Raw genomic sequence first — 5,855 nt, 5'->3', positions numbered from 1 at the left:
TTTTCCTAAATAGCTTGTAAATTTATGTTTTTGCGCGAGCGAGAAAGCCGTTCTTTTAAATAGATTTTAGTATAGTCCTTACGGGATGCTCCTAAATAATAGACATGGATCTGTAGATTCTGATTCATATCGCTACGGTTTTAATGGTATGGAGAAGGATGATGAAGTGAAGGGTGAAGGGAATAGTTACACTACTTTCTTTAGGCAATATGATCCGAGATTAGGTAGATGGAAAAGTTTGGATCCAAAATCTGTTGCATGGGATAGTCCTTATTCTTTTTCAAGAAATAGTCCTTTAATCTTTAATGACCCTAAAGGAGATTGTCCAGATGGTAAATGTGAAGATGTTAATTTAATATGGGCTAATAATATTGCCAAAAGTGCTGTTGTAGCAAATGGAGATAACATTATTGGAATAACACACAACAAAGAGGTTACTGACAAGGTCTATAAACATATCACCGATGCAATAGCCGAAAAGTATGAGATTAGCAGTACCGAAATTCAAGGTAATTTAGAAGCTAGTACATTATTACAACTTACAGTTAGCATTGCAACAGATAGAGCTTATTTAAAAGCAACTGATCCAGAATATCTCAAAAGAATGGATGTTTCTATCGAACATGAAATATCTGTGGGAAAAAAAGCAGATTTAATAATCGACAGACATATAAAAGCCAGACAAAACAAACAAGATTGGGATTTATTCTTATTCGCTCTTGAAGCTGCCGCTCTTTCCAAAGGAGGTATAATGGAAATGCGTATGATGATGAGGGCTCAAAGTGCTTTAAGACAAGTAAATCTTTATACAAATCGACTTACTATGAGGCTCAGAGATATGAGAGCAGCTCGAACAGTCAACAATGCTAATAAAACGGTTAGAGTTGGTAGGTGGATGAGTCAAGATGAACTTAAAAAGATGCGAAAAACTAATAGATTACAAGAAGGTGCTGGTGGTCAAACTTTTGTTTCAACTACAGATGCAGAAAGTTATCGTAAACAAGCAAAAAAAGGATCCGTTTATGTAGAATTTGATGTTCCAGAAAGCAGTTTAATACAAGGTGGTAGATCTGATTGGAAAAAGGCATTAGGTCCAAGCGCAGGTGATGCGATGAAAAAGAAACTTGCACAACAAGGAGGAGAAATGTTACCAGAAGTATCAAATATTTCTGAAGTATTAAGCAAAAAATAAGAATGGAAAAGCAAATAATTTATAATACGGGTATAATGAAAGGTTTTCAGAATTTGCCAAACATGCAAATAAGGTACTTTTCAGAAGGAGATTTTGGCTCATTAAACCAAATTTTATTTGAGTCAAATAATATAGGAGGTAATATCGATTTTTGGTCTACAGGTTTAGTAGGTATTTTTCTGTGGGATTATGTCAATGAAAAGGAGATCATAGATCAATTAATAACTCAAGAAGAGAATGATAAGAAAAATAAATATTTTAAAATGCTCTTCGACTTTTTAGATAACACCAAATTTGAGAATTAAAAAAGCTAGCATTTTTAAAACAAAAATTATATTTTACCTTATTCAAACTCAGAGAGCAACGCTTCACAAATATTATAATTTTCATTATCAAAACATACTAATATCACTTTTTTCACATACGTTGAGTCTCGTAAAAAAAGTGATATTGCGTTTATTGAAATTTTAGCAGCTTTCTCTTTTGGGAATCGATAAATGCCAGTACTGATATTAGGAAAAGTGATAGTTTCTATTTTGTTTTTTTCTGCTAATAAGAGGCTGTTTTTATAAGAATTATAAAGTAGTTTTTCTTCATTGTTATTCCCTCCATTCCACACAGGACCTACTGTATGAATTACATATTTTGCAGGTAGATTTCCTGCAGTTGTAATAACTGCATCACCTACTTTGCACTTACCTTGACTATTTCTTATTCTTTGACACTCTTCAAGTATTTGCTTACCTCCAATTCTATGTATAGCACCATCAACACCGCTACCTCCTAAAAGGCTAGTATTTGCAGCATTCACAATAACATCAGTAGATATCTTTGTAATATCTCCATATTTCACGTTAATATTCATGGCGCATAAGCTTTTTTAGTCTTAGCATCTCTTAAAAACGCATCTAACAAAGCAAATAAATGATCTTTATCCCTTTCTGAGAGTAGTTCCATATCTTGAAGACGTTTTACCATGCGTTTATCAAAAGACGGTTTTAAAACGTCTCCTACGAGATAATCTAAACTAACATCAAATACATCAGCAATATTCTTTGCCGTCTCTACAGATGGGATTGCCTCATCACGTTCATACTTTCCTATCGCTTCACGAGAAGCCTTTATTTGTTTAGCTAGCTCAGATTGCGACCAGCCTTTTTCCTTGCGTAGTTGTGTGATTTTATTACCTATCTTACTCATAATAGCTTACTAAAATGTATGATTATATACATAAAACCCAAATATATGGTAATAAAATATATAATTATACCTGATAGTTGTTGTTAGGTTGTTTATGATTTTATAGATTTGTGTCTGATAATACGCAGATGTAAACTTTTCAACAATGTTAGATACCACTGCAACCTACGAGAGCATTTTGAAATAATATGTTCCTTATAAGGACATTACTAATATACAGATAGTTATGAAATTCTTATAGTTGAAAAGACTTTTACTAAATTTCAAATAAATATCAGTTTTATTGGATAAAGCGTGATTTCAATCCTTTCTTTATGACCTGTTTTCAGATTCTCATCAGGATAGTAAGTTCTTCTATTTTTACTTTATGTATAGAAATAGAAAATCGTGGGACACAGCAGTTAAACATTTTACTAGAAATGGACTATTAACAGATCTGTTAACTCATGAGCAAATAGCTACTATTCCACGATCTAATATCGCTCGATGGAAACAAGAATCTGATGATAAATATCAACTCTGTGAGATTAATAAAGTAGTTCAGGAAGAGATTGAGTTAATCAAACGTATCAATCAATCTTCTAGAATTAAAAGAATTAACGAAAGCTATTTTAAACTAGCTGACACTTTTCATCAAATCATCTCTCAGGTAAAAGGAATCAAGTCGGTAATCAAGACTCAAAAAGAGCTCATTGTTAATACCATTGAACAGGTTAAGGAAAGTATATCTATCAATGAGGCACTAAAGATTTTTAATTTATCTAGAAGTACTTTTGAAAATTACAAATCTATCGTGATTCATACGTGTGAACCATCATATTTTAACTGGTGTGTAAGTAGGTTTTCTAATCAACTGCTGTCATCAGAAGTGAAGACCATTAAAAAGTATATGACTCATACTGATTATAAGTTCTGGTCTAAGTCTTCAGTGTATTTAAAAGCTGTCCGTGATGGTGAATTACAATGTGGAATAACTACTTTTTATAAGTATTGTAGGTTACTAGGTTTTAAGAACAAATGCCATAAGAGGAAATCAGATTATTACCAGCCCTTAATTACATCAAAACCTAACCAAGTATGGTGTGCTGATGTAACTATCTTTAAAACGTTTTATAGTAAGAAATATCATATTCATTTTATAATCGATCATTATTCTAAGATGATCCTAGGTCATAGAATAGAAAACGTCAGTTCTGGATTTGCCATTAAATCTTTAATTCAAAATGCTTCTGAAAAGTATAAACCTCAAGAATTACAGTTTTTAACCGATGGTGGAAGTGAAAACGTAAATCAAACGGTTAGGACATTCGTCGACTCAAGTGAATTTCCTATAGATCATGTTATTGCTCAAAAAGACGTTGTCTTTTCTAACTCTATGATTGAAGCACTGAACAAGGTAATTAAACATCAATTCCTTTTTCATAAGGAAATAAATTCTAGAGAAGAGCTCACTAAATGTCTTGAAAATGCCGTTACTTCATATAACACCCTAAGACCTCAAATGAGTCTAGGCGGTAATACTCCAATTGAAACTTATCAAGGTAAACCCATCGAGTTAACTCAATATACAATTGGTCTTGAGAAGCAAAAAATAATAAGGAGACTAGAAAATAGAAAAAACGCCTGTAATCTATGCCGTTAATTAAGAAATAGTAAAAGAAAAATCAATGATGACTTTCCTTTTATAAATTCAAATGCTCTTTAAAAATCCTTCTCGTAACTAACTCATTTTAAGAACTGTCCTTATAAGGAACACTATATTTCAAAATGCACTCGTAGGTTGCAATGCAACGCTTCCCAAGTCAGTCTTCAAAATTATAATTCAGATTCTCTTCCATATTCCTCTAAAAGAAGAAGCTTAAGATGTTGTAGTATATTAATTACATTCACGGTGTCTAAGTGATAATCATCGTGAATATTAATTTGAGCTTCTGGAAGTTTTAGTAAAATAATTTCTTTAATTTCTTTGTTGTCAATAAAACTGCCTTTATTTCTTACAGTACCAATTGTAGAATCTATGATTTCAATAAATTTATTTTTTTTAACATCATCATCAAGATATTCATCTAATCTTAAATTAAGGTATGAAGCAAAGTATCCCTGAAAACATTTTTCAAGATAGGAACTATACTCAATTAGCCATTCTTCATTTGATTGCCTTGAATCAATATTTTTACAAATGTAAAATATTGCATATTCAATCATTGTATCTGAGATCCAAAAACCAGTATTGTTGTATTTGATAAAACTTTTAGACATAATTCATTATAAGTCATTTAACATTATTATATTATTTGTTTGTGTGTTATGATTTGATTTGATGTAACTTTTTACCGCATCTATTTGAGATTGATTTAAATTATTAAAATCCAAAATAATTTTATCAAAATCTCCATTTATCATTCTATCGACATGTTTTGAAATAGATTGGGTGAAATCTGCAAAAAAGGTAGGTTGTTCAGCACCTTTTAACGTAGTACCAACAGCGTCATAACTTGTACCTAATGAATCTACAAAATCTCCCTTACAGCCAAAGTTTTGCGCTGATAATCTTATTCCACTCGTTAGTTCAAAATCAACAGCTGTACTTAGTTCATGTGCCCTATATCCTGATCGCATTGTTTGATCCTGAGGATCTAACCATCTAGCCATTTCAGCAAGTCTTTGAGCTCTTTGATGTACCATTTTATCAATTCTTGCTATAATCTGATTGATATTATTTAAAGGTACATCATTTAAAATTCTAACAGCCATCACCTTTCGAAGTCCTTTAGTAAACCCTTTAACCTCTAACATACCTGCAACAAGACCAACTCCTGCCATAGCATAGTCTCCTTTTTCAAGACTTCTATACGTTGGAATAACGTCACTTAACATAGATAGTTGGTACATAGCCCAAAGTGGGTTTTTACTCATCTCATAATCTAGTCTAGCTTGTTGAGAAGCTTCGTATTTTGCTCTTTGGACTGCCAGTTCGTTCTGTTTTGCCATTTCGGCATTGATTTTATGAATTTCTTCGGCTGATTTATAAAGACCATATTCTGTCAAATCAGGTGCACGTTCTGCATGTGACACTAATTCCAATTTGACAGTTCCTATTTTTTGAGTAAGAGGAATCCAATAAAAATATTCCTCAAGCCCGTCAAGATCCATTGCTTGAATAGGTCTGTTTCCTGCAAATTGATAAGGAGTGTAGAATGGATAGCCTCTAAATAAAGGGTCTTGAGATAAAAATTTACCTAATCTTGAATCATAGATTCTAAATCCATAATCATATTGAGCACCACCTCCTTTTACTTCATCGTCCTTCTCTTTACCGTTAAAGCCATAGCGATATGCGTCGGAATCCACTGCTCCATGTCTATTATTTAGGAGCATCCCATACGGACTACACTAAATTCTATTTAAAAGAACGACTTTCTCGCTTGTGCGAAAACCTAAATTTACAAGCTATTTAGGAAAA

7 protein-coding genes and 1 pseudogene are annotated in these 5,855 nt (G+C 32.3%); 4 read left to right on the top strand and 4 right to left on the bottom strand.

Features of this window, described 5'->3' with window-relative positions:
- Positions 1 to 82: 82 nt before the first annotated feature.
- The 3 genes and pseudogenes from IL45_RS15395 to IL45_RS02265 all read left to right on the top strand — a co-directional run.
- Positions 83 to 307 (top strand): annotated as a pseudogene (locus IL45_RS15395) (RHS repeat-associated core domain-containing protein); the annotation flags it as partial.
- Positions 308 to 604: 297 nt separating this feature from the next.
- Positions 605 to 1,192, top strand: a complete 588-nt coding sequence (locus IL45_RS15390) for a TreTu family toxin (protein WP_457920616.1) — start codon at positions 605 to 607, stop codon at positions 1,190 to 1,192.
- A gap of 2 nt (positions 1,193 to 1,194) precedes the next feature.
- Positions 1,195 to 1,497 carry a hypothetical protein gene (locus IL45_RS02265; protein ID WP_036579838.1) on the top strand — a complete coding sequence of 101 codons (303 nt, stop codon included), beginning with the start codon at positions 1,195 to 1,197 and terminating at the stop codon, positions 1,495 to 1,497.
- A 38-nt stretch (positions 1,498 to 1,535) separates the two neighbouring features.
- On the opposite strand, the gene IL45_RS02260 is transcribed toward IL45_RS02265, so the two are convergent.
- Both IL45_RS02260 and IL45_RS02255 read right to left on the bottom strand, forming a co-directional pair.
- Positions 1,536 to 2,057 carry an O-acetyl-ADP-ribose deacetylase gene (locus IL45_RS02260; protein ID WP_036579836.1) on the bottom strand — a complete coding sequence of 174 codons (522 nt, stop codon included), beginning with the start codon at positions 2,055 to 2,057 and terminating at the stop codon, positions 1,536 to 1,538.
- On the bottom strand, positions 2,054 to 2,392 hold the full coding sequence (locus IL45_RS02255; protein WP_036579833.1) for a helix-turn-helix transcriptional regulator: 339 nt from the start codon (positions 2,390 to 2,392) through the stop codon (positions 2,054 to 2,056). Before IL45_RS02255 ends, IL45_RS02260 begins: the two co-directional genes overlap by 4 nt.
- Before the next feature lie 367 nt (positions 2,393 to 2,759).
- Here IL45_RS02255 and IL45_RS02250 point away from each other — a divergent pair, with 367 nt between their 5' ends.
- A complete protein-coding gene (locus IL45_RS02250; RefSeq protein ID WP_036579831.1) occupies positions 2,760 to 4,034 on the top strand; it encodes a DDE-type integrase/transposase/recombinase in 1,275 nt (424 codons plus the stop codon).
- Positions 4,035 to 4,207: 173 nt separating this feature from the next.
- On the opposite strand, the gene IL45_RS02245 is transcribed toward IL45_RS02250, so the two are convergent.
- Both IL45_RS02245 and IL45_RS02240 read right to left on the bottom strand, forming a co-directional pair.
- Positions 4,208 to 4,651 (bottom strand): hypothetical protein, encoded by a 444-nt coding sequence (locus IL45_RS02245; RefSeq protein WP_036579828.1) that lies wholly within the window; start codon positions 4,649 to 4,651, stop codon positions 4,208 to 4,210.
- A gap of 6 nt (positions 4,652 to 4,657) precedes the next feature.
- On the bottom strand, positions 4,658 to 5,770 hold the full coding sequence (locus IL45_RS02240; RefSeq protein WP_036579826.1) for an RHS repeat-associated core domain-containing protein: 1,113 nt from the start codon (positions 5,768 to 5,770) through the stop codon (positions 4,658 to 4,660).
- Between the last annotated feature and the right edge of the window lie 85 nt (positions 5,771 to 5,855).

It is taken from the genome of Nonlabens ulvanivorans (assembly GCF_000732625.1).
GTDB classification, from domain to species: Bacteria; Bacteroidota; Bacteroidia; order Flavobacteriales; family Flavobacteriaceae; genus Nonlabens; species Nonlabens ulvanivorans.
The sequence above is the reverse complement of the archived record's forward strand: the minus strand, read 5'-3'. Positions and strand labels throughout refer to the sequence as shown.